The sequence below is a fragment of the Streptomyces sp. NPDC005752 genome, assembly GCF_040630715.1.
Classification (GTDB): domain Bacteria; phylum Actinomycetota; class Actinomycetes; order Streptomycetales; family Streptomycetaceae; genus Streptomyces.
In genome coordinates this window covers 126,298-146,614 of the sequence record NZ_JBEXYB010000008.1, presented here as the reverse complement: position 1 = coordinate 146,614, position 20,317 = coordinate 126,298, and the positions used below count along the sequence as shown (strand labels likewise).

The window sequence follows — 20,317 nt, the reverse complement described above, 5'->3', positions numbered from 1 at the left end:
GTCGTGCGGGCCGGTCATGAGCGCCGCCCCCTGCGGTCGCGGCGGCGGGCCAGCGCCTCCGTGTCCCGGGAGCGCCGGGGCCGGGGCGCGGAGGGCTCGGCGGGGCGGCCGGCGTGGGCGGCGTGGGCGGCCATCGCCCGTACGGTCGGATGGCCGAACATGTCGAGGCGGGTGACCTGGAGGCCGAGGCGCTCGCGCAGGGTCGCCACCACGGACGTCAGGCGCAGCGAATCGCCGCCGACATCGAAGAAGTTGTCCTCGGCACCGACCCACTCCAGACCGAGTGCCTGGCACCAGACCTCGGCGATGCGCCGCTCCAGGTCGGTGCGGACGGCCGCCGCACCGCCGGCGACACGGACGAGGTCCGGCTTCGGCAGGGCCTTGCGGTCGACCTTGCCGTTCGGGGTGAGCGGCAGCCGGGGCAGGACGACGAGGGCCGAGGGGACCATGTAGGCGGGCAGGCGCTCGCCCAGGGAGGATCGCAGCGCGGCGGTGTCCGGAGTGCCCGCCGGGCCGGCCAGGTAGCCGGCCAGGCGGCGTTCGCCGGGCCGGTCCTCGCGGACGACGGCGACTGCGGCGGTGACGCCGGGCAGCCGCAGCAGGGCGGACTCCACCTCGCCGAGTTCGATGCGGTAGCCGTTGAGCTTGAACTGGCCGTCGATCCGCTCCAGGTACTCCAGGCGGCCGTCGGGCAGGTGCCGTACCAGGTCGCCGGTGCGGTAGGCGCGGCCGGTGCCGCCGCCGGGGGCGGCGACGAAACGTTCGGCGGTCAGCTCGGGCCGGCCGAGGTAGCCGTCGGCGACGCCGTCGCCGGAGAGGTACAGCTCCCCGGGGATACCGGGCGGCACCGGTGTACCGCGCTCGTCGAGGACATGGCAGCGGGTGTTGCCGATGGGCCGGCCGATGGTGGCCGCCTCGCCGGGCAGCACCCGGTCCACGGTGGACCAGATGGTCGTCTCGGTCGGGCCGTACATGTTGTACAACGCGCCGACGCGGGGCGCGAGCCGGCCGGCCAGCTCGGGGGGCAGCGGTTCGCCTCCGCACAGGGCGCGCAGCGCCGGATCGCCGTTCCAGCCGGCGGCGAGCAGCATCTGCCAGGTGGTCGGGGTGGCTTGCAGGACCGTGGGCGCGGAACGTTCCACGCGTTCGCGCAGGACGACACCGTCGGCCGCCTCCGCGGCGGAGAGGATCTCCACGGTGCCGCCCCGCACCAGCGGCAGGTACAGCTCCAGGACCGCGATGTCGAAGCACACGGTGGTCAGCGCGAGCAGCGAGTCCCGGGAGCCGAAGCCCGGCCTGCGGGCCATCGTCCACAGGAAGTTGACCAGAGCACGGTGACCGACCTGGACGCCCTTGGGCAGGCCGGTGGAACCGGAGGTGTAGATCACGTAGGCGGGCGTGTCCGGTTCGGAGCGGTCGAGCGGGGCCGCCGGAGGCCCGGCGGCGAGCGCCATGGCAGCCGGGACCGGGGTGACCGGGAACTCCGCCAGGGTGCCGCCCAGCGTCTCGTCGGTGACGACCAGTCGGGTGCCGGAGTCCTCGAGCATGTGGCCGATCCGGGCGGGCGGGTAGATCGGGTCGATCGGCACGTAGGCGGCGCCGGTGCGCAGGACGGCGAGCAGGCTGATCAGCAGTTCGGGCGAGCGCTCCAGGTAGACGCCGACGAGTGTGCCGGGGCCGGCGCCGAGACCTGCGAGGTGGCGGGCCAGCCGGTCGGCGGCCTCGTCGAGTTCGCCGTAGCCGAGGGCGCGGTCCTGGAAGCGGACGGCGACGGCGTCCGGTGCGGCGCAGGCGATGTCGGTGACCAGCCGGGTCACGGTCTCCTCGCGCGGGTACTCCTCGGCGGTGTCGTTCCACCGGCCGAGCAGCAGTTCCCGCTCCTCGGGTGCGAGCAGGTCGGCGGTACCGAGCGGGCGGTGGGGGTCGGCGGCGAGGGTGGTGAGGAAGGCGGCGAAGTGCCCGGCGAGCCAGCGCTCGTGGTCCGCGGTCAGTCCGGCGCCCACGTGGAAGCCGACGGTTCCGTCGGCGTCGATGCGGACGGTCAGCGGCCGGTCAACCGGTCCGGCCGTGCCGCCGGGCAGTACGACGGCGACGGGCAGCCCGGTGCGGGCGGCGCCGGTCAGGTCCGGGTGGCGCAGGGGCACGTCACGCCGGTACGGCGTGCGATCCGGGAGTTCGTCGAGTGCGGTGCCGATCAGCTCGGTCAGGCCTGGCAGGGTCAGGTCGAGCAGTCTCTCCGGGACGTGCAGGGGCACGTCGGGCGCCAGGATGCGGGAGGCGGCCGGGGAGTCCGCTCGCGGGACGGACACGGCGACGTGTCGCTCGTCGCCCCGGGTGAGCCGGGCGAGAAAGGCCAGGGCGGCCGCGAGAGCCGGCCGCTCGGGATCCGTTCCCCGATCGCGCAGGGCCTCGGGCAGCGTGACCGGGCCCGCCGGGCGCGCCACCGGGTTCAGCGGGCCGAACCTCGGCGGGAGCACCGGAAGCAGCGAACGCAGGGTGCGCAGCCAGCGGCGCTCCTGGCGGTGGGCGGAGCGGGCGGCTTCCGCGAGTTCGGCGACGGCCGCGTCGGGCAGGTGCGGGAAGCGGGTGCCGAGCTCCCGGGCCAGGGCCAGGAGGTCGAGCCGCTCCCCGGACAGGGCGGCGACGTCGGTGAGGCGGACGTCCCGGTCGCCGGTGGCCACGGTGAGGGCGTCGGGGGCGGCGTCGACGACGGTACCGGGTTCGGCGGTGGAGGCACGGTCGGTGACCTCCACGCCGCGGACGGCCAGCAGGTCGTCTCCGCAGGCCAGCAGCGCCGTGCCGAAGTCGTTGCGGCGGCGGCCGAACGCGGTGGCACGCACCAGCGCGTCCAGTTCGGCGGCGGGCAGGTGCCAGTCGAACACACCGCCCCGGGGCAGGCCGTCGTACCGGCCGTGATAGGTGCGCAGGCCCAGGTCCTGTGGCGTGCGGACGGCCGTGCCGGCGGCCAGTTCGTCGACGAGTTCGGCGAAGGACTCGACGCCCGCCTCGAAGCAGGCGACATCGAGGTCGTGCACCGTGGCCGCCGGGTCGACGGGCACCGTGCGCTGCTTGAGCACGTCGCCGGTGTCGGCCTCCAGGTTCATCACGTGCCAGGTGACGCCGTGCTGCTTGTCGCCGTCGAGGATGGCCCAGCTGGTGACGAACAGACCCGCGTGCCTGGGCAGCGGACCGTCGTGGAAGTTGACGGGCAGCCGGGTGGGCAGGGCGAGCACCTCCGCCGGGAGCATCCGGAGGTTGGCGATGCTGAACAGGTAGTCGAAGCGCAGCGGGGCCAGGCGTTCGGCGAGGTCCGTGCCGAACGGTACGGCGGTCAGGCCCTCCCCCTCGGCCCAGTCGAGCAGCTCGGCGGAGGGGGAGACCACAGCGGCCACCGTGTGTCCGCGGGCCACGAGCAGCCTCGTGCACTCGACGAGGAGGGTCTCCTCGCCGATCACGACGCAACTGAACGGCTCGGCAGTCATCGTCCGTCTCCTTCGGACTCTCCACGCTGGGAGAGCAGTTCGGCCAGCAGCTCGTCGACGGCCGCGTCGGACAGGCCCGCGACCAGGCGTTCGGCACCGTCGGCCGGGGCGGGTTCGGGCGCTGCGGGGGTGGTGGGCCCGGGGGTGGTGGCGGGGACATCGGGGATTCTGGGGCTGTGCGCTTCGGCGCCGAAGTGCCCGGCCAGCTGCCGGATGGTGATCCGCTCGAACAGCAGGCTCGCCGGCTGGGGACCGTAGACCGCCTCCAGTGCGCGGGTCACCTCCAGGACGACCAGTGAGTCCACACCGTAGTTCTCGAAGGTGAGGTCGGGGTCGAGCCGGCCGGGGGGCATCTCCAGGACGCGGGCGAAGACGTCCGTCACCTGGCGCAGGGTGTCGTCCGGGAAGGCCGGGGAGGCCGGGGAGACAGGGGCGGCCGGGGCCACCCGGGAAGCGGGCGCGGGGACCGGGACCGAGGTCCGCCTCCGCTCGCGCTCGGCTGCCGGGGCCCGTACCTCGCCGGGCACCACGCCGTCGCTGACGGCGGCGATGACGCTCTGGAAGGCCGGTCCGGCCTCCGTCGTCGGGGCGGCCACGCTGATGTCCGTGAAGCCGCACGCGGCCAGCGCGTCCCGCCACTGGCGCTCGCCGGCCAGCGGGGAACGGGGCATGCGCTGCTCGGGGTCCGAGAACAGCCACCAGCCGGCCGTCAGGCCGAAGACGAGGGCCAGCTGGTGCCGCGCCCGGGTGCCCTCCACCAGGAGCAGGGCGCCGCCTCGCCCCAGCAGGCGCTTGGTCCAGGTCAGTGTGTCGGACAGCCGCCGGGTGGCGTGCAGGACGTTGGTGGCGAGTACCACGTCGTGGGCGCCGGGGGTCAGGCCCTGCCCGGCCGGGTCGGCCTCGATGTCCAGCACCTCGAAGCGGGTGAAGGGGTACTGCTCGCCGAAGCGGTTCCTGGCCTTGCGGACGAAGGCCGGTGAGACGTCGGTGAAGACGTACTCGATCCCGTCGGCGTGGGGGGCGAGGGCGGCGAGCACGGTCGCCGTGGTGCCGCCCGTACCGGCGCCGATCTCCAGGATCCGCACCGGCGTGGTGGCGTCGGCGGCCCGGCGTGCCTCGACCCGCTCGACCACGAGCCGCGCCACCTCCCTGTTGCAGCGGTCGGTGACCGGGTCACCCCGGTAGACGGCGGCCACGCGCTCGGCGGAGCCGTCGGGGAAGAGGACCTCGATGGCGGGACGGCGGCCGGTGAGCACGTCGGGCAGCGCGGTCAGGCAGTCATGGAGGAGCGTGACGACCGGCGCGAGGGACGGGTGACGCTCCGCCAACAGCACGGCCTTGGCTCCGAGTTCCTCCTCGGACGCGACTCTGCGGCCCGTCGGACGCAGGCGGCCGCCGTCCGTGACGGTCAGCCAGTCCGCCTCGGCCAGCATCTCCAGCTGCGCCTGGAACAGCGCGGCGTGTTCGGACACCACGCCCAGACGGGCGGCGAGTTCCTCGCCGGGGGCCTCGCCCGCGCCGAACAGACCCGCCCGGTCGAGGACCGAGGCCAGCAGGCTCAGCGCCAGCTCCTCCGCCTCGGCGACCGCACGCTGGTGGTCGGCCAGTTCGCGGTCGGCGCCGGGCGCACCCGGGAAGCGGACCTCGGGCAACGGGTCCGGCGCCCTGCCCGGCAGCACGCTCAGGGTGCGGTCGGGGTCGATGCCGAGGTTGTCCAGGATGGGCCGGTCGGCGTCCAGTGCGAACACCTGGGGCAGTCCGGCCGCGAGGGTCCGCTCGACGACGGTCATGCCCTGCTCGGCGCTCAGAGCCCGGATGCCGGCGGCGCCGAACCGGCGCAGTACCCGCTCCCGCTCCGGGTCGCCGCCCGCGTGCCAGTAGCCCAGGTTGAGGACTTGTACCGGGAAGGGCAGGGTACGGGCTGCGTGCAGGGCACAGGCGTCGGCGAAGGTACAGCCGGCGGCGTAGCCGGCCTGGCCGTGGTTGCCCTCGAAGGCCACACCCGACGAGTAGAAGAGCGCGAAGTCCAGCGGCACGCCCCGCACCGCGTGCAGCAGACTCCAGGTGGAGTCGCTCTTGGACTCCAGCGCGGTCCGCAGCCCGTCCTCCGGCAGCTCCTTCAGCACCTGGTTGACCAGCACCATAGCGGCGTTGATCACCCCGTGGAGGGCGCCGAACTCCCGGACGGCGGTTTCGACGGCCTCCTCCAGGGCGTCCGGGTCGGTCGCGTCGAGGGCGAGGTAGCGGACCTCGGCGCCCGCCTTCTCGAGCTCCGCGACGGTCTGGCGCCGGGTCGCGTCGAGCGGGGAGCGGCCGATCAGGACCAGCTTCGCTCCGTAGGCGCGGGCCAGGTACCGGCAGGTGTCCCGGCCTACGGCGCCGAGCCCGCCGACGACCAGGTAGACACCGCCCTGGCGGAACCGGGGCTTGGCGGCGGGAAGTTCGACCCGCTCGAGGGTGCGCACCCGGCGGACGCCCGCTCGCAGCGACACCGGCACGGGCCGGGCCGGGAACGGCTCGGCCACGATCGCGTCGGCCGCCTGGGCGGCCTCCGCCGTGCGCACGTCGACGAGCGCCACGCGCAGTGCGGGGAACTCCTTGGCCGCGACGGCGGCCAGGCCGGCGGTTCCGGCGGCCCACGGCGAGGAGTCGTCGCCCGCCTCGAGCGGGTGGACGTCCGTGGTGACGACCTTCAGGCGCATCTCCCGTTCCAGCAGGCCGTGCCGGCCCAGCGCCCGTACCAGGCGGTACAGGGCGACCGGGCCCCGGTCGGTCAGGGCGTGCAGCTCGGCGCGGCCGACGGGCTCGCGCCCGGGGGCTGTGGCGAGGAAGTAGACCAGGTCAGGTGCGCCGGCCCCGTTCAGGACGCCGTCGAGGTCGGCGTCCGTGAGGCCCCCCGGGCCGACCGGAAGCCGGCGTACGTCGGCGCCGCGATGGGCGTCGGCGATGCGGACGGCGGGTTCGGCGTCCAGCCGCTCCCCGACCAGCAGCACGCGGTGGGAGGCCTGAGCGCGCTCCTCGGCCGGCCGGGCGGTCCATACCGGACGGTGCACGACCACCGTGGACGGCTTGGCCTCGCGGTAGCTCAGGCCCTCGAAGCGGACCCGTACCGCGCCGGTGTCGTCGCAGAGGAGCACCTCGCAGCGGTCGGTTCCGGTCTCCCGGACGTAGGACCAGCCGGTCGTGGGGACGGCGCCGAACACCTCGACACGGTCGGCCGCGAACGGCAGCATCGGCCGGGCGTTCTCGCCCCGGCGGCGGACCAGCAGGGCGGCGACGGTGTGCAGGGCGGCGTCCAGGACGCCCGGGTGCAGGGCGTGCGCCATGTCGTCGCCGGTGGACTCGCCGATCCTGCCGAGCACCTCGTCCCGGCCGGTCCACACCTGCCGGACGCGGCGGAAGAAAGGCCCGTACGGCAGTCCCTGCCCGGTCAGTGCCCGGTAGAAGGGTTCCTCGCCCGGGCCTTCCTCCAGGCGGGCGCGCAGCGCGGTGACGTCGAGGGGCGCGGGTGCGGCCTGGGCGGCGGCGAGGCGGCCGCAGGAGCGTACGGCGTCGTCGGCGCCGCGGACCTCGTAGCGGTCGCCGTCCTGGACCACCGCCACGTTCTCCTCGGCCCCGCTCAGGGCCAGCGGGACGATCCAGCGGACGTCCAGGCAGGCCCGTCCGGCCAGTCCCCCGATCGCCTCGGCGACCAGGTTCAGGTGGCCCACGCCGGGCAGGATGGGACGCCCGTCGACGACGTGGTCGCGCAGCACCGGCTCGTCGGCGGCGAGCCGGCGCTCGAAGCGGCGCGGGCCCTGCGCCGTGGCGGGAGCAGGCGTGAGGTCGAGCCAGTGGCGTACCCGCTCGAAGGGGTACGTCGGCAGGGGCACCCGGCGGCGCTCGGCGGGGCGCAGGCGGTGCAGCAGGTCCCAGTCGACACTGACGCCCGAGACCCACAGCCGGCCCAGCAGGTCGTCGGCGCCGGCCGCGATCTGCGTGGCGAGGAAGTCCTCGCCACCGTTGCCGTCGGTCAGCAGGCCCGCCAGCGGCGGGTGCTGCTCGACCCGGCCCCGGTGCAGCCACTGGCCGCCCTCACCCCGGCCGACGGCCGCGAGCTTGCCGGCCGCGTCCGCGAGGTCGGCAGCCGTGAACGCCAGCCGCGCGGCGAGGGGTTCGCGACCCACGCGCAGGGTGTGGGCGACATCGGCCAGCCTCGGGGAACCCGGCTCGGCGAGGGCGCGGCTCAGATCGGCCGCGCGGGCGCGCAACCGGTCCTCGTCGCGGGCGGACAGCACGATCAGCTCCGCCTGCTCCGGCCCGTCCTGGACGGGCCGGGGGGCCACGTACTCCTCCAGGACGACGTGTGCGTTGGTGCCGCCCGCCCCGAACGAGCTGACTGCGGCGCGGCGCGGCAGTGGGCGGCCGTCGCCGTCGTACGCGCGCGGCCAGGGTGCCGTCTCACGCTGCACGGTGAAGGGCGAGTTCGCGAAGTCGATGACCGGGTTGAGCTCCTCGGCGTGCAGCGTGGGCAGCAGTACGCCGTGACGCAGCTGCAGGACTGCCTTGGTGAGGCCGGCGATCCCGGCGGCGCCCTCCAGGTGGCCGATCGCGGACTTCACCGAGCCGAGTGCGCAGAATCCCGTGTCGCCGGTGTGCCGGGCGAAGGCCTGGGCCAGCGCGGTGTGCTCGATCGGGTCGCCCAGGGCCGTGCCGGTGCCGTGCGCCTCGACACAGCCGATGCTGCGCGCGTCGATCCCCGCACCGTCCAGCGCCTGTTCGACCAGCGCCTGCTGCGCCTGCGGACTGGGCACGGTGTAGCCGCTCGTCCGGCCTCCGTGGTTCACGGCGCCGGCGCGGATCACGGCATGCACGGTGTCACCGTCGCGGACCGCGTCCGACAGCCGCTTGAGCACCACCGCTCCGACGCCCTCACCGGGTACGTACCCGGTGCCGCCCGCGCCGAAGGCCCGGCAGCGGCCGTCTTCGGACAGCATGGTCTTGCGGCTGAGGTGCACGTACTTGTCGGGGTGTACGGCGACGTTGACCCCGCCGGCGATGGCGTACGAGCACTCGCCGCGGCGGATGCTCTCGCAAGCCTGGTGCACGGCGACGAGGGAGGCGGAGCAGGCGGTGTCGATCACGACGCTCGGGCCGCGGAAGTCGCCGAAGTAGGAGACCTGGTTGGCGATGGCGGAACGGTTGGCCAGTACGACCTGGTGGTTGCCGCGGGCCGATTCGGCGGCGGCGAGGATCGCGTAGTCGTCCCACATGACGCCCACGAACACGCCTACGTCATGCCCCTGGCCGCCGTAGCGGGGCGCCGGTATCCGGGACGGCGGGTAGCCGGCGTCCTCCAGCGCCGACCAGGCCGTCTGCAGGAAGAGCCGCTCCTGCGGGTCCATCGTGCGGGCCTGCTTGGGCGCGATCTGGAAGAACAGCGAGTCGAAGGAGTCCACGTCCGACAGGAAGCCGCCCCACCGGCCGTAGCTGCGACCCGGTGCGGCAGGGTCCGCGTCGAACAGGGCGTCGGCGTCCCAGCGGTCCGCGGGAACCTCGGTGACGCAGTCCCGGCCTTCCGCGAGGTTGCGCCAGAACTCCTCCAGAGTGTCCGCCTGGGGGTAGCGGCCGCTGATCCCGATGACGGCGATCGGCTCGTCGGTGTCCCGGCGGGCGGGCGGGTTGTGCGGGCCCGGGGCGGACACCGCCGCGGGAGCGGCGTCCTGCCGCGACGGCTGTTCCTCCTGACGCTGCGGCTCGGTCCCGCCGGGGAACAGACGGGTGACGGCGTCGCCCTGCTCGGCGAGGATGTGGCCGGCCAGCTCGTCGACCGTCCGGAACTCGAAGAACACGGTGCCGCGCAGGCCGGGGAAGTCTTTGCCAAGAAGCGAGTTGGACTCCATGACCAGCACCGAGTCCAGGCCGTAGTCGTCCAGTGGGACGCGGCTGTCGAGACGCCCTGCGGGCAGCTTGAGCACTCCCGCGAGGACGTCGCGCAGGTGCTCCACCAACCGGTCCCGGAGCCGGCCGTCGGGGGCGGCGACGGGCCGGGGCGGGGCAGGCGTACCCGTCAGGGCGGCGTCGAGGGCCGCCGGGTCGCCCCAGGCGGGTACGAGCCACGAGGAGCCGGGGGCGAAGGAGCGGGCGAGGAGGTCGAGACCCGCTTGTGCGGTCAGCGCCCGCATCCCGCTGCGGCGGGTGTACGCGGCCAGTTCGTCCTCACGGACCAGCCCGTCGACCCCGCCCACCGCCCAGAGCGGCCAGGCCAGGGAGAGACTGCGGCCGTGCCCCTCGCCCCGCCGCGTCCGGTGGTCGCGGAGCACCGTGTAGAGATCGGCGAAGCGGTTGGCGGTGGCGTAGCCGGCCGCTCCGAAGTCACCGATGAGGGAGGAGACGGAGGAGAAGACCACGAAGAGGTCGAGGGGGTCCTCGCGGGTCAGCCGGTCCAGGTGGACCAGGCCGTGGGTCTTGGCGCCGAGCAGCCGGGCGAAGCGCTCCCGGTCGCCGTCGGCGCGGCCCTCGTCGGCGACGCCCGCCAGGTGGAACACGCCGTGCGGGGCGCCGAACCGGTCCCGGGCGGCGGCCAGCGCCGCGCCGAGTTCGTCGGCCCGGGCCACGTCGGCGCGCAGCGCGAGCACCTCGGCGCCGAGGCCGGTCAGCGTGCGGTGCCAGGCGCGGGTCCGCTCGTCGGGCTCGGAACGGCCGATCAGCACCAGCTTGGCGGCGTGGTCGCGGGCGAGATGCTCGGCGAGGACACGCCCGATGGCACCGGCGCCGCCGGTCACGACGTACACGCCTCCGTCCCGCAGGGGCACGTCGGACGGGGCGGCCGGGGCGGCGAGTGTGCGCAGGGCACGGACCTGCCGCTCGCCGGAGGCCGTACGGCGGACCTCGAGGCCTGCGGCGCGGGGCGCGGCGCGCAGTTCCACCGCCACGGCCCGGGCGGCCTCGGTGACCGGCGCCGCGGTGTCGATGCCGAGGGTGAGCAGTTCCAGTCGGGGTGCGACCGGCCCCGTGGAGCGGGCGAACCCGGCCAGCGCGGCCCACTCGGGCCGGTCCTCACCGGCATCCTGCGTGTGCAGCACCAGGCACCGCACCCGGCCGGACAGCACGCCGGTGCGGGCCGCGTCGAGCACGTCCAGGACGGGGGCGCAGGCGCGGTCGAGCCGGTCCGCGGGCGAGCCGCCGTCGGCGTCGTCGAGGACGACGGCGATGTCGAGCCCGTCCTCGTCAGCGAGGGAGGTGAGTTGGCCGGTGTCGTCGCCGACGGCGAGGACACGCCGCCACGCACCGGTCGCCGCCAGCGCGGACTCCAGCTCCGGGCGGCGGCCGAGCAGGACGAGGGTCCCGGCGGCGTCCGCCGCTTCGGGGTCGGCGGCGGCGTGCCAGTACGGCTCGTAGAGGCGGGGTACGCCGGAGGCGGGGTCAGACTCGGACCGTGCGGTGGGCGTACGGTCGGCGAGCTCTGCCTGGGCGTCGGCCGCGGGACCCACGGGCTCCACCGGGGCGTCGGCCGCGGGACCCACGGGCTCCACCGGGGCGTCGGCCGCAAGGCCCCCCTGGCTGCCGGGCAGCCGGCCCGCGAAGTCCCGCACGGAGGCGAGGACGCGACCCTGGTCGTCGTAGACGCGCAGTTCGAAGCGGCGCACCCCCGCCGACTCGCCGGACAGCCGGGCGTGTGCGTGACAGATCTCGGGCAGCGCGGCGAAGGAGTCCAGGGCTCCGAGGCTGAAGGGGACGGCGAGTTCACCGGGGCGCGGCGCGGTGGTCCGGCCGGTCCAGTGGCAGGCCCGCAGGGCGCCGTCGAGGAGCGCCGGGGGCATTCGGGTGCCCGGGGCGGCACCGGTCCTGGACAGCCGGACCAGCGCCTCCCCGGGGCCGACCCGGATCTCGTCGATGACCTGGAAGGAGGCGCCGTACGCGAACCCGGCGGCCGCGTACTCGGTGTACGTGGTGGGGCCGTCGCGTACGACGGAGAGTCGGGCGCGCAGCGCGGCCAGATCCTCGGCCGCCTCAGGGGCGGCGGGGGCCGGGACCGCCCTGCCGCGGGCATGGGTGGTGCGGCCGGCACCGGTCCCGCTGTACACCTCGAAGGCCAGCCCGGTTCCGTCCGGGCGGAAGGAGACGTACAGCTCCGTCTCCCCGTCGCCGAGTTCGACGGCTCGGCCCCACACGACCTCACGCAGGGCGTGCCGGGTGCCGGGCTCGGCGAGCTCGGCGGCGGCGCGGACGAACTCCAGCGTCGCCGCGCCCGCGAGCAGCGGCCGGCCCTCGATCACGTGGTCGCGCAGCAGCGGGTCGTGTGCGCGCAGCGTCTTGCGGAAGCGGACCTCCGTGACCGTGGACTCGTTGGCGTCGACCAGTGGATGCGGGGCGGCCGGGCCCAGGTCGGGGTCGAGCGGGATCCAGTAACGCTCCGCGGCGAACGGGTACAGCGGGGCGGACACCCGGCGCGGGGCGGGCCCCGGCCGGCCGGCGTGCCAGGCCGCCCAGTCCACGTCGGCGCCGCCCAGCCAGCGGCCGGCCGGCCCGGCCAGGGGCCCCGTGTCCGACAGGTCGGGGGCCGGGCCGCCGTCGGCGAACCGGCTGAGCGCGTCGGCGAGTTCGCCACCGTCGGTGACCGCAACCGCGAACCGGGCGTCGAAGGACTCGCGGCCCACCTGCATGGTGAAGCACAGATCGGCGAGCGGCACGCGCTCGGTCCTGACGAAGCGGGCGGCCGACTCGGCGTAGGCGCGCAGCCGTTCCTCGTCGCGGGCGGAGAGCAGGAACAGCACGGGTTCGTCGGTGCGCTGCTCGCCCGCCGGTACATCGGTGGCCCGGTCCGGATTCGGGGACTCCTCCAGGACGAGGTGCGCGTTGGCGCCGCCCGCGCCGAAGGAGCTGAGGCCGGCCCGGCGCGGCCCGTCCGCGTCGGGCCATGCGGACAACTCGCGCTGGACCCGGAACGGGGAACGCCCGAAGTCGATGTTGGGGTTCAGTTCGGCCGAGTGCAGCGAGGGCACAAGGGTGCGGTGCCGGAACTGCAGCAGCACCTTGGTGAGTCCGGCGATGCCGGCCGCGGACTCCAGGTGCCCGATGTTGGACTTGACCGAGCCGATCGCCCAGGGGCCGGCGGCAGGCCCTGCGGACCGGTAACCGTGGGTGAGGCCGGTCAGCTCGATCGGGTCGCCCAGGGCGGTGCCGGTGCCGTGCGCCTCGACGTAGCCGATGTCCTGCGGGGTCACGCCGGCCCGTTCCATGGCGGTGGTGATCGCCTGCTGCTGGGCGCGCGGACTGGGCACGCTGTACCCGTTGGTCCGGGCGCCGTGGTTGACGGCGCTGCCGAGGATCAGGCCGTGGATGCGGTCCCCGTCGGCCAGCGCCCTGCGGTAGGGCTTGAGCAGGACGGCGCCGACGCCCTCACCGGGCACGTAACCGTCGCCGCCCGCGCCGAAGGCCCGGCAGCGGCCGTCGGAGGCGAGGAAGCGCCCCTGGCTGAGGAAGGCGAACTTGTACGGGTGGACGGAGACGTTGACTCCCCCGGCGATGGCCAGTTCGCTCTCGCCCCGGCGCAGGCTCTCGCAGGCCAGGTGGATCGCGGTGAGCGAGGAGGAGCACATGGTGTCCAGCGCCATGCTCGGACCGGACAGGTCCAGGGCGTGACTGACGCGGTTGGCGATGGTGGCGAAGGACGAGCCGGTGAGTGGCCGCCCGCCGCGCAGCGCGTCCAGAGCACCGTGGAACTGGTATTCGCCGTACATCACGCCGGCGTAGACACCGACGGGCCGGCCGGCCACGTCGGAGCGGCGGTAACCGGCGTCCTCCAGGACGTGCCAGGCGTTCTGCAGGAAGAGCCGCTCCTGGGGGTCCATCAGTTCGGCCTGGCGCGGGGAGATGCCGAAGAAGAGCGGATCGAAGCGGTCGACGTCGCGCAGGAATCCGCCCCACCGGGTGTGGGCGAGGCCGGGCGCGGCCGGGTCCGGGTCGTACCAGCGGCGGCTGTCCCAGCGCTCTGCGGGGATCTCGGTGATGGCGTCGCGGCCCTCGGCCAGGACGGTCCAGAGCTCGCCGAGGTCGTCGGCGGCCGGGTAGCGGCCGGCCAGGCCGATGACGGCGATGGCGTCGGTGTCGTCCTCGGCGGGTACGGCGACGTCGGTTCGTGCGGTACGGCGCGGGGCGCGCGTCGGGCGGGGGTCGGGGTGGTCTGCCGTGGGCGTGACCGGTGCGGCCGCCGGTGTGCCGCCGGTCAGTTCGCCCGCGTGGTGCTCGGCGAAGTAGCCGGCGAGTTCACCCAGGTCGGAGTACTCGAAGAAAAGGGTCTTGGACAGCGCGTCGAAGTGCCGGTCCAGCTCGCGGTTGAGCTTGGTGATCACCAGCGAGTCGATGCCGAGCCGGTCGAACGTGGCGTCCTCGGCCAGCTCGGCCGGTTCCAGACCGGTCTCGGCGGCGATCAAGTCGCGCAGCAGTCGCAGGGCCTCGTCGCGCGGGCCGCCGCCCTCGGTCGGCGCGGTGGCCGGGGCGCTCCGGACCGCCCGGGCGACGGGCGCGGTGAGGGCGGTGGTGATGGTGCGGAGGTCTCCGTGGGCGGCGACGAGCGCGCCGGGGGTGCCGAGGGCCTGCTCGAACAGGTCGAGGCCGGCCTGTGTGGGCAGTACGCCGAAGCCGGTGCGGGCGGCGATGTCCGCGGAGTCCTCGGTGCTCTGGCGCATTCCGCCGTCGGCCCACATGGGCCAGGCGACCGCGGTCAGCCGGCCGTGCCGTTCGGCGTAGGCCTCCAGGTAGGCGTTGGCGTACGCGTAGTCGCTCTGGCCGGGGTTGCCGATGTGGGCGGCGATGGAGGAGAAGGCGACGAAGAAGTCCAGCGGGTCGTCGGCGGTGGCCGTGTCCAGGGCTCGCAGTCCGGTGGCCTTGGGGGCGAGGACGGCGGCGAAGTCCTCGGCGGACTTGGTCAGGGCGAAACCGTCGCGCAGCACGCCGGCGGCGTGGACGACACCGTTGAGTGGCCCGAACTCCTCGCGGACCGAAGCCAGTCGGGCGGTCAGCGCTTCCGGGTCTGACACATCGACGCTTCGGTAGACGAGGCGCTCGTCCAGGTCGGCGGGCCGCTCGCTGCGGCCCAGCAGGACCACGCGGGCGTCGGCCCGGGAGAGCAGCCGCCCCGCGACGGCGCGGCCCAGTCCGCCGGCGCCGCCCGTCACGACGTACACGCCTCCGTCGCGGACCGCTGCCGGGTCGGCGGCCGGGGCAGGCTCGGCCTGCGGGATCCGGCGGCCCTGCGAGGTGTGGGCCACCTCGGGGTCGCGGCCGTGGCCGGCCAGTTCGCCGGCGAGCGCGTCGGCCTCGGACACGCCCTCGGCAAGACCGACGGCCTGCACTTCGAGCAGCGGGTTCTCCGCGCGGACGGTCCGGGCGAAGGCGGCGAGTGCGGTGCGCTCGGGGCGTGGGCCGTCGGTGTCGTGGCGGTGCAGCAGCAGGACGCGCACGGGTGCGGCGGGACGTGCGGCGAGGAGTGTGCGGACGACGTGCAGCGCCTGCTCGGGGGCCGGTTCGTCGACCAGGACGACAGCCGGCTCGGTGGCCGGGTCGAGGTCGCGGGTGACCGTGCCGATGCCCAGGGCGGTGAGGTGGGCGGCGAGCTGTGCGCCCCGCGCCGGGTCGGCGGTGACGACGGCGGCCGTGTCGCCGAGGGGTGCGCCGGTGGGCTCGGCGGGCGCGGCGGACCAGCGGCGGACCAGCAGGGCCGACTCGGTGGCTTCGCCGAGGACGCGCACGGCGAGGTCGTGCAGGCGGGCCAGGACCTGTCCGTGGGTGTCCACGACGGTGAGGTCGGCGTGTGCGGTCCGCTTCCCCAGTCGGCCGACGACGACATGGACGTGGCAGGGCCCGGTGACGGGGGCGTGCACGTCGAGTTCGCCCAGCGCCAGCGGCAGGAAGCCGTCGGCCGTCTCGCCGTAGGTGCGGGCCAGCAGCACGACCAGGGCGTGCAGGGCGCCGTCCAGGAGGGCGGGGTTGAGCACGACGCCGTCGAGCGAGGCACCGTCGGGCAGTTCGAGGGTGCCGAGGGCCTCCCCGTCACCGAGCCTGACCTCGGTGAGGGCGCGCATGCGGGGGCCGTAGTCCAGGCCGCGCGTGTGCAGGATGTCGTAGCAGTCGGTGTGGGTGACCAGTTCGGCGCAGCGGGCGGCGACGGCGGTCGGATCAACCGGCACCGGACGCTCGACGGATCCCGGGTGGATCTCGCCGGCCGCGACCACGTGCTCGTCGGAGGTGAGTTCGAACCCGACGGTATCGCGCTCGCGCCACAGTTCGACCAGCGCGGTGCGCGGCCCGGCGGCGTAGGTGAGCAGTTGCTCGAACGAGACCCCGCGCAGCCGGACCGGTCCGCCGAGGGAGAGTTCGCCGGCCGCGCGGGCCAGTTCCAGCTGTCCGGCGGCGGGCAGGACGGGCTCGGCGTCGACACGGTGGTCGGCGAGGTAGAACTCGTTGCCGGTGCGGGAGCTGCGGTAGGCGAGGGTGTCCAGGGTGGAGACGTTCTCGTCCAGCATGGGGTGCGGGCCGGGGCCGGTGACCCGGTCGGCGGGTGCGTCGGTGCCGGGGCCGGTGAGCCAGCAGCGGCGGCCCTCGAAGGGGTACGTCGGCAGCGGGACGCGGCCACGCTCCTCGCCCTCGAACCAGGCCGCCCAGTCCACGTCGGCCCCGGCCTGCCAGGCGCGGGCCACACCGTCCCAGGGGCCGTCGGTCACACCGAGGGCGACACCGCGCACCTCGTCGTGGGCACCGCGCACCGGGATGCGTGCGTGGGTGGCGCGCTGTTCCGGGCCGTCGTCGGTCAGCGCGTCCCCGAGCCGCAGCGCCCCGGTCACGCAGGCGGCGGCCCGGGCGGCGAGCCCGTCGCCGTGCACCGCGACCGGGGTGAGGCCCTGGTCGAGCCACAGCTTGCCAAGCGCGTACTGCAGGGCGAACGCCTGCCCCCGCTCGCCCAGTCGGTCGGCACCCGCGGCCAGTGCGGCCCCGTGGTGTCCGGCGAAGGCGGGCTCGGCGGCGGCCCACCGGCCGGCCAGGCCCGCCGCGTCCGGGACGTCCTCGGCGAAGACGAAGGAGACCTCGCCGGTCCCGGACCGCTCGGGGACCGGAGCCGTGCGCAGCGCCCGGGCGAGGGCGACCCGGTCGGAGCCGGTCACTGCGAGCCGGTACTCGTGCGCGCGGCGGCCCACGGCCAGCGTGTAGGCGATGTCGGCGAGCGCGGCCGTGTCGTCGCCGTCGAGGTGCGCGGCCAGGTTCCCGGCGGCCGTGGTCAGCGCGGTCGCTGTGCGGGCGGACACCACCAGCAACTGACGGGCGCGGTGCGCGTCACCGGGGCCGGGGGCGGGCGGGGCCTCTTCGAGGACCGCGTGCGCGTTGGTGCCGCCGATACCGAAGGAGCTGACGCCCGCGCGCAGCGGGCCCTCCCCTGTCCAGGGAGCGGTGCCGGTGCTCACCTTGAAGGGGCCGGCCGCGAAGTCGATGGCAGGGTTGGGGGTGGTGTGGTTGATGGTCGGCACCAGCGTCCGGTGCTTCATCATCAGTACCGTCTTGATCACGCCTGCCACACCGGCAGCCGCGTCCAGGTGGCCGATGTTGGACTTCACCGAGCCGATGGCGCAGTACCCGGTGTCGGGGCCGGAGTCGCGGAACGCCCGGGTGAGCGCCGAGACCTCGACCGGGTCGCCGAGACGGGTGGCCGTGCCGTGCGCCTCGACGTATCCGATGCTGCGGGGGTCGACGCCGGAGACGGTGTGCGCCTCGCGGATGACGGCGGTTTGGCCTGCGGCGCCGGGCGCGGCGAAGCTCACCTTGGCGGAGCCGTCGTTGTTGGTGGCCGTGCCCTTGATGACGGCGTGGACGGTGTCCCGGTCCGCGATGGCGTCCCGCAGGAGTTTGAGGACCACGACGCCGACGCCGTTGCCGAGAACGGTGCCGCTGGCGTCCGCGTCGAAGGTGCGCACGTGCCCGTCCCGGGACAGGATCGCGCCCTCCTCGTACAGGTACCCCTTGGCCTGCGGCAGTTTCACGGTGACACCGCCGGCCAGTGCCATGTCGCACTCGCCGTTGATCAGGCCCTGGCATGCCAGGTGGAGGGCGACGAGGGAGGTGGAGCAGGCGGTCTGGACGGCGTAGCTGGGTCCTTTGAGGTCGAGTTTGTACGACAGGCGGGTGGCCAGGAAGTCCTTGTCGTTCCCGACCATCACCGCGAAGTGTCCGGAGGTGGTGGTCTGGTCGACGTGGGGCAGGACCTGCTGCTGGAGGTAGGTGTTGATGGCCGCGCCGGCGTAGACGCTGATCAGCCCGTCGTGGCGGGCGGGGTCGTAGCCGGCGTGCTCCAGGGCGGCGTGACCGGCCGTCAGCAGGATGCGGTGCTGCGGGTCGGTGATCGCGGCCTCGGCGGGGGTGAACTCGAAGTACCCGGTGTCGAACAGGTCTGCGTCCGGGATGGTCCCGTGGGCGGGAACGTACTCCGGGTCGTCCAGCAGCCGGGCGGGCACCCCCGCTTCCGCCAGTTCCTCGCGGCTGAAGCGGGTGATGCCCTCGCGGCCCTCGCTCAGCAGGCGCCAGAAGGAGTCCAGGTCGTCGGCGCCGGGGAAGCGCCCGGCCATGCCGATGATGGCGACGTCCGTGTCGGCGACCGCCGGAACCGGGTTGTTCACTGACCCAACACTCCTTCTTTGCCTGAGCTCACTCGGGGAGGAGACGGTGCTCCGGCCCGTGACGGACTAGGGGCTTTCGTTCGGATCGGGGAGCGGGACCTGGAGCCGTGCGTCGCAAGGCGGGGACGGGAGCCCCCGCGGAGCGTCGGCGACCGACGACAACGCTGCGAGGTGCGGTGCCAGGTCCCGCGAGCCGAGCATGATCCGAACGAGAGGCCCTAGCGGGCAGCCACTTCCGCGAGGATGGTGTCGCCGTGGTACCAGGGGTTTCCGGCGGCCTCGGAGATGAGGTTGCGGGACTGCGTCTCGTGTGCGCGGCCGAGAGCCAGCGTGAAGTGCTGGACGAACTCCAGGGCGGTGAAGTACTTCCGCATGAAGGTGGGTTCGGTCATGGGGATCTCGATGACCTCGATGTTCCGGTTCTCCGGGCGGTCGCTCGTGAGCAGACCCATCAGGTTCTTCCGCTTCCCCTGCGTGTACTCGTCGTCGTCCGCGTCGGTGAAGACCAGCACACTGTGCTTGCGCGTCGGGTCCGACAGGGTCGCCACCTCGCTGTGGCAGAACTCGTGGAAGTAGTTGCGGGTGGCCGGCACCATGGCGATCTCGTTGAGGTGCATCTTGGCCAGCTTGAGCAGGCTCTCGTGCCACACCGGTGAGGCGATCATGATGATGTTGGCGTCGCGGCTCCGCTGGGCCGCCGTGCGCGCCAGCTCACGGTGGGCGTCGCTGAAGTCGTGGGCCAGGTTGCCCGGGAGCGCCCGCACCTCGTCGCCGAAGTCCTGCGCGACGAGGCCCAGTCGGTGGAAGACGTCCAGCAGGATCGCGAAGTACTGCCCCACGTGGAACAGGGGGTACTCGCGGTCGGGCTCGCTCAGTTCCCAGCGGAGGATCGACACGCCGGCCTGCCGGCCCAGCTCGGCCAGACGCCCGCCGGAGGTGAGCAGGACCATCCGGTCGTGGGCGCGCGTGAGCGCGTGGAAGGCTCGGGCGGGCTCCATGGAGTGACCGCTGTAGGAACTCAGGATGATCAGCGTCCGGTCGTCGTCGATGACGGAGGACGGCAGCAGGTAGGCGTGGTCGTAGTCGTTGAAGACGTGGAACTCGACCTCGGTGCCCGTCGAGATGAAGAACGCTCGGACCACGTCGGAGACGATCGCCGAGCATCCCATGCCGGTGAAGACCACCCGCTTGAAGTGACCTGCGGCTATACGAGCGCGCAGGCTGTCGGACAGCTCGTCCAGCGAGTATTCATCGGACTTCGTGAAGCCCTTCCGGTAATTCTCGGAGAGGAATTCCTCGTACCGGTCCATTCGAGTACGCATGTACACAGCCTCTTCTCAGAAAGTTGGGGAATGCCTTCTCGCACACGTCACGGTTGTCACCACATGAACTGCCCGCCGTCCACGATCAGCTTCTGACCGGTGACGTACGAAGATTTCTCCCCGATCAGGAATTCGAGAGCGTCGGCCATCATGTCGACGTTCCCGATACGGCGCTGGGGGATCTCGTCGAGCAACTTGTCGCGCCAGCTCGGCTCGTCCGTCCGGAATCGCGTACGCATCTCCTCGGTGTCAATCATCCCGGGAATGAGCGAGTTGACGCGGATGGTCGGAGCGAGCTCCATCGCGAGGCACTTCGTGAAGTGCAGAAGCCCCGCCTTGCTGGCGCAGTAGTTCAGCCCGTCGAGCCGCGGGCGGATGCCCGTGGTGGCCGCGACGTTCACCACCGACCCACCGCCCGCCTCGAGCATCTTCGGCGCGAGCATCCGCGTGAGATAGAACGGCGCGGACAGGTTGGCCGCGATCACCTGGTCCCAGTCGTCGAACGACATGTCGAGGAAGGGACCGTCGATGTTCCGCCCGGCGTTGTTGACGAGCACCCTCGGCGCCCCGTACTCCGCGAGGAGCTCTTCCGCCACGGTGGCCACAGCCTCCCGGTCCGCCAGGTCGGCCTGCAGGGCCCGGAAGGAGTCGCCGAACTCGCGCTCGGCCGCGGCGGCGGACTCCTTGTCGCCCCGGTAGAGCGCCACGACCCGGTACCCCAACGACACCAGGCGCCCGCTCAGTCCGAGCCCGATGCCTTTGGTGCCGCCGGTCACGACCGCGAATTCCTTGTGCACCCTCATGTCTCCTGTACGCATCGATGGACTCACCGGAAGAAGAAACTCATCTGATCCTGCAACGAGCCCAG

4 protein-coding genes are annotated in these 20,317 nt (G+C 73.8%); all 4 read right to left on the bottom strand.

From position 1 onward, the window contains the following. Positions 1-14 precede the first annotated feature (14 nt). Positions 15-3,482, bottom strand: a complete 3,468-nt coding sequence (locus ABZ441_RS09490; protein ID WP_358970125.1) for an amino acid adenylation domain-containing protein — start codon at positions 3,480-3,482, stop codon at positions 15-17. Then, on the bottom strand, positions 3,479-18,127 hold the full coding sequence (locus ABZ441_RS09485; RefSeq protein ID WP_358970124.1) for an SDR family NAD(P)-dependent oxidoreductase: 14,649 nt from the start codon (positions 18,125-18,127) through the stop codon (positions 3,479-3,481). The genes ABZ441_RS09490 and ABZ441_RS09485 overlap by 4 nt, the downstream gene beginning before the upstream one ends. 218 nt (positions 18,128-18,345) lie before the next feature. Further along, positions 18,346-19,449: an SIS domain-containing protein gene (locus ABZ441_RS09480; protein WP_358970121.1), complete on the bottom strand. Its 1,104-nt coding sequence runs from the start codon at positions 19,447-19,449 to the stop codon at positions 18,346-18,348. A gap of 56 nt (positions 19,450-19,505) precedes the next feature. After that, positions 19,506-20,252: an SDR family NAD(P)-dependent oxidoreductase gene (locus tag ABZ441_RS09475; RefSeq protein WP_358970120.1), complete on the bottom strand. Its 747-nt coding sequence runs from the start codon at positions 20,250-20,252 to the stop codon at positions 19,506-19,508. Between the last annotated feature and the right edge of the window lie 65 nt (positions 20,253-20,317).

What these genes read in the sequence shown, in the direction of transcription:
- ABZ441_RS09490 (WP_358970125.1), bottom strand. Translation starts at nt 3,482, where the DNA reads ATGACTGCCGAGCCGTTCAGTTGCGTCGTGATCGGCGAGGAGACCCTC.
- ABZ441_RS09475 (WP_358970120.1), bottom strand. Translation starts at nt 20,252, where the DNA reads ATGAGGGTGCACAAGGAATTCGCGGTCGTGACCGGCGGCACCAAAGGC.
- ABZ441_RS09480 (WP_358970121.1), bottom strand. Translation starts at nt 19,449, where the DNA reads ATGCGTACTCGAATGGACCGGTACGAGGAATTCCTCTCCGAGAATTAC.